3 protein-coding genes are annotated in these 4,266 nt (G+C 72.6%); 2 read left to right on the top strand and 1 reads right to left on the bottom strand.

Annotation, left to right across the window (positions count from 1 at the left end; all coding sequences use genetic code 11):
* Positions 1–79: 79 nt before the first annotated feature.
* A complete protein-coding gene (locus tag QL983_RS10550; RefSeq protein WP_061867608.1) occupies positions 80–1,357 on the bottom strand; it encodes a DUF445 domain-containing protein in 1,278 nt (425 codons plus the stop codon).
* A 100-nt stretch (positions 1,358–1,457) separates the two neighbouring features.
* On the opposite strand from QL983_RS10550, the gene QL983_RS10545 reads away from it, so the two are divergent.
* Together QL983_RS10545 and QL983_RS10540 are read left to right on the top strand one after the other, a co-directional pair.
* Positions 1,458–2,381 (top strand): glycerophosphodiester phosphodiesterase, encoded by a 924-nt coding sequence (locus QL983_RS10545; protein WP_119217612.1) that lies wholly within the window; start codon positions 1,458–1,460, stop codon positions 2,379–2,381.
* Positions 2,382–2,535: 154 nt separating this feature from the next.
* A complete protein-coding gene (locus QL983_RS10540; protein WP_041103597.1) occupies positions 2,536–4,218 on the top strand; it encodes an ABC transporter substrate-binding protein in 1,683 nt (560 codons plus the stop codon).
* The last annotated feature ends 48 nt before the right edge of the window (positions 4,219–4,266 follow it).

Below are 4,266 nucleotides of genomic sequence, written 5' to 3'. Positions count from 1 at the left end.
TGAGAGAGGCCCAATCTCACGTTCGAAAGCGCCCATTCGCCCCATTCCACGTTCGAAAGTGCGGGGCGGGAGCCGCGGCTCAGAGGAACAGTGTCGCCACCCCGTGGATCGCCAGGCCCGCGAGCGCGCCGACGACCGAGCCGTTGATGCGGATGAACTGCAGATCCTTGCCCACGAACAGCTCGAGGGTGCGCGCGGTCTGCTCGCCGTCCCAGCGGGCGACCGTCTCCTCGATCACCCCGGTGAGCGCCGGGCCGTAGGAGCTCAGCGCATACGCCGCGGCGCGGCGGGCGTGGCCGTCCACACGGTCGCGCAGCTCGGGGTCCTCCTGCAGGCGGGCGCCGAGGTCGCGCAGGGCGGCCACGAGCGCGCGGTGCAGGTCGGAGGACGGGTCCTCGAGCGCGTCCAGGAGCGAGTCCCGCAGGGAGACCCAGGCCCGCCCGGCCCACGCGCGCAGCCGTTCGTCCGCGAAAAGGTTCCGCTTGAACCGTTCCACCGAGGCGCGGGTGGCGGGCTCGTTCCGCATCTCGTCGGCGAGGCGGTCGAGCCAATCGTCGACGGCGCGGCGGGCCTCGTGCTCCCGGTCGCGGCGGATGCCGGCGAGATACTTGAGGGTCTCGGCGTGCAGTCTCTCGGCGAGGAGGCGGTCCACGAGGTCCGGGCTCCACTCGGGGGAGCGACGGCGCACCGTCTCGACGAACAGCTCGGGGTGGGCGGCCACCCAGTCCCCGGTGTGGGCGACCACGAGGTCCACCACGCGCTCGTGGTGCCGTCCGGCCACCACGTCCTCCAGCACGCCTGCGAGCGTGGGGGACCAGTCCGGGGCCACCATGTGGCGTTCCATCAGCTGGCGCAGCAGCTCCTGGACGGCGTCGTCGTCGGCCGCGGCCATGGCGCCCCGGGCCGCCGTCGCGATCTCCCGGGCGGTGCGAGCCGCGTTCTCCTCACGGCGCAGCCAGCCGCCGGCGGCCTCGGCCACCTTCAGTCCGTCGACCTTCTCGTGGGCGACCTCCGAGTCCAGGAAGTTCTCCTGCACGAACTCGGTCAGCGCGGCGCCGAGCTGGTCCTTCTTCCGCGGGATCAGGGCGGTGTGCGGCACGGGCACGCCCATCGGGTGGCGGAACAGCGCCGTGACCGCGAACCAGTCCGCCAGCGCTCCGACCATGCCGCCCTCCGCGGCGGCGCGCACGTAGCCCCACACCGGGTGGGTGTCCTGCAACGGGAACGCGACCACGAACACCACGGCCAGCAGGATGAGCAGGCCCAGGGCGACGGCCTTCATGCGCCGCAGGCCCGCCGCGCGTTCGAGGGCGCCGGCGCTGAGCAGCTGCTGGGCGGGGTCGGGGGAGAAGGACACGGCAGGCTCCTGATCGCGTGTACCGAATGGTCCCCACCAGTTAACCAGCCGGGCACCCTGCGGTGACGTGGTCGGCACACGCGCTCCCTAGCCTGGCGGCGTGCCCGCCCTCGTGATCGCCCACCGCGGTGCCTCCGCCGCCTTCCCCGAGCACACCCGCGCCGCCATGCTCCACGCCCTCGCCGTGGGCGCGGACGGTCTCGAATGCGACGTCCAGCTCACGCGGGACCGCGAGGTCGTCTGCTGGCACGACCCCACCGTGGACCGCACCTCGGACGGGCACGGCGCCGTCGCGGACCACACGCTCGAGGGTCTGCGCGCCCTCGACGTCGTCTCGTGGCACGCCCGGCGCCCGGGAGCCGAACCCACCACGAGGACGGCGCCCCCCGCCGCGTACGGCGGCGCGGGGGAGCAGGTGCTCACCCTGGCCGACCTCCTGGCGATCGCGACGGCCGCGGACCGGCCGCTGCGTCTGGCCGTGGAGCTCAAGCATCCCTCCCCGTTCGGGCATGAGCTCGAGGAGCGGGTGCTGCGGGAGCTGCTGCGGGCCGGCTGGGACCCGGAGACCGGCCGGGTGGGTCAGGTGCAGGTGTCCCTCATGAGCTTCCATCCGGACGCGCTGCGCCACGTGGCTCCGCTGGCCGGCACGGACCCCCTCTGCCCCCTGATGGACCTCATGCCGACGGAGCTGCCGACCCGGCTCGCGCGGGGGCCGCTGAGCCGGGCGGCGGTGCGTGCGGCGGCGCGTCAGTCGCTGGCGGGGTCCGAGGCGCTCGTCTGGCGCGGCCGAGCCGGGCTGGCGGGGCCCTCCGTGGCCTACGTGCGGGAGCACCTGGCGGACGTGAAGGCGTGGCTGGCGGCGGGGCGACGCCTGCGGGTGTGGACCGTCGACGAGCGCGAGGACGCCGAGTTCCTCCTCGCCCAGGGGGTGCAGGAGCTCACCACCAACCGTCCGGAGGACGTGCTGCGCTGGGTCCGCGAGCGGGCCGCCGCGCGTCGGGAGCGGGTGCCCACCGGGGCCTGAGGGCGCCGTGCCGCACGCGCAGACGCGGCCTGCGTTGCGTTCCTGCCCGCGCTTGTGGCTATAGTCACGTCCAGGAGCGTGCCCGAGGTCACACCCGACGGCGCGGTCCCCTCGCACCCGCGTCTCGGCTGAGACCTCTCCCGGAGGAGCCCCCATGGCCACCCGTCTGCGTCACCGACTCCTGTCCGCCGCCGCGCTCACCGCGGCCGGCGCCCTGCTCGTCACCGGCTGCGCCCAGAGCCAGCGCGACGGCGGCGGCTCCGGCGGCTCGGGCGGGGGCGACGCCGCCCAAGTGGACGGCTCGTTCATCTTCGCCGCCTCCTCCGACCCGAAGACCCTGGACCCGGCCTTCGCCTCCGACGGCGAGACCTTCCGGGTCTCCCGTCAGATCTTCGAGGGCCTCGTGGGCACGAAGCCGGGCACCGCGGACCCCGCGCCGCTGCTGGCCGAGTCCTGGGAGTCCTCGGAGGACGGCCTGACCCACACGTTCCAGCTGAAGGAGGGCGTGACCTTCCACGACGGCGAGCCGTTCAACGGGGAGGCCGTGTGCGCCAACTTCGACCGCTGGTACAACTTCACGGGCATCCAGCAGTCGGAGACCCTCTCGTACTACTACGGCAAGCTGTTCCGCGGCTTCGCGGACAAGCCCGAGGACGCCGTCTACAAGGAGTGCGAGGCCACCGGCGAGCACGAGGTGAAGATCACGCTGGCGCAGCCGTTCGCGGGCTTCATCTCCTCCCTGTCCCTGCCGGCCTTCGCCATGCAGTCGCCGAAGGCGCTCGAGGAGTACAAGGCGGACGAGGTCGGCGGCACCGCCGAGTCGCCCCAGATGTCCGAGTACGCCCGGGCACACCCCACCGGCACCGGCCCCTACAAGTTCGAGTCCTGGAGCGTGGGCGAGGACGTCAAGCTCACCGCCAACGAGGACTACTGGGGCGAGGGCGGCGAGGTCACGGACATCACCTTCCGCGTGATCGACGACCCGGTGGCCCGCCGTCAGGCGCTCGAGGCCGGGGACATCGACGGCTACGACCTCGTGGCCCCCGCGGACACCGCGGCCCTGTCCGAGGCCGGCTTCAACGTGGTGGCCCGCGACCCGTTCACCATCCTCTACCTGGGCCTGAACCAGGAGAAGGAGGAGCTCCAGGACGTCAGGGTGCGCCAGGCGATCGCCCACGCGATCGACAAGGACGCCCTCATCGCGCAGACCCTCCCCGAGGGCACGGAGCCCGCCACCCAGTTCATCCCGAAGTCCGTGAACGGGTACAGCGAGGACGTCACCACGTACGAGCACGACCCCGCCAAGGCCAAGGCGCTGCTCGCCGAGGCCGGCTACCCGGACGGCTTCACGATCGACTTCAACTACCCCACCGGCGTCTCGCGCCCGTACATGCCGACCCCCGAGCAGGCGTTCTCCAACCTCTCGAGCCAGCTGGCCGAGGTGGGCATCACGGTGAACGCGAAGCCGGCCAAGTGGAGCCCGGACTACCTCGACCAGGTGCAGGGCACCTCGGACCACGGCATCCACCTGCTCGGCTGGACCGGTGACTACAACGACACGGACAACTTCGTGGGCGTGTTCTTCGGCCAGGAGAAGCCCGAGTTCGGCTTCACCGATGAGGAGCTGTTCTCCGCCCTCGAGGAGGCCCGCCAGATCCCGACGCTCGAGGAGCAGACGCCGAAGTACCAGGAGATCAACGAGCAGATCTCCGAGATCGTCCCGGCGGTCCCGCTCGCCCACCCGGCCCCGTCGCTGGCCTTCGACAAGCGCGTGGCCTCCTACCCGGCGAGCCCGGTCAACGACGAGGTCTTCAACGAGATCGACCTGACCGAGTGAGCCCGGCGGGCCGGGGACGACCCGCCCCACCGGCGACGACGGCGCCGC

The sequence above is a fragment of the Micrococcus sp. APC 4021 genome, from assembly GCF_030407635.1.
GTDB lineage: Bacteria > Actinomycetota > Actinomycetes > Actinomycetales > Micrococcaceae > Micrococcus > Micrococcus luteus.
The sequence above is the reverse complement of the archived record's forward strand: the minus strand, read 5'-3'. Positions and strand labels throughout refer to the sequence as shown.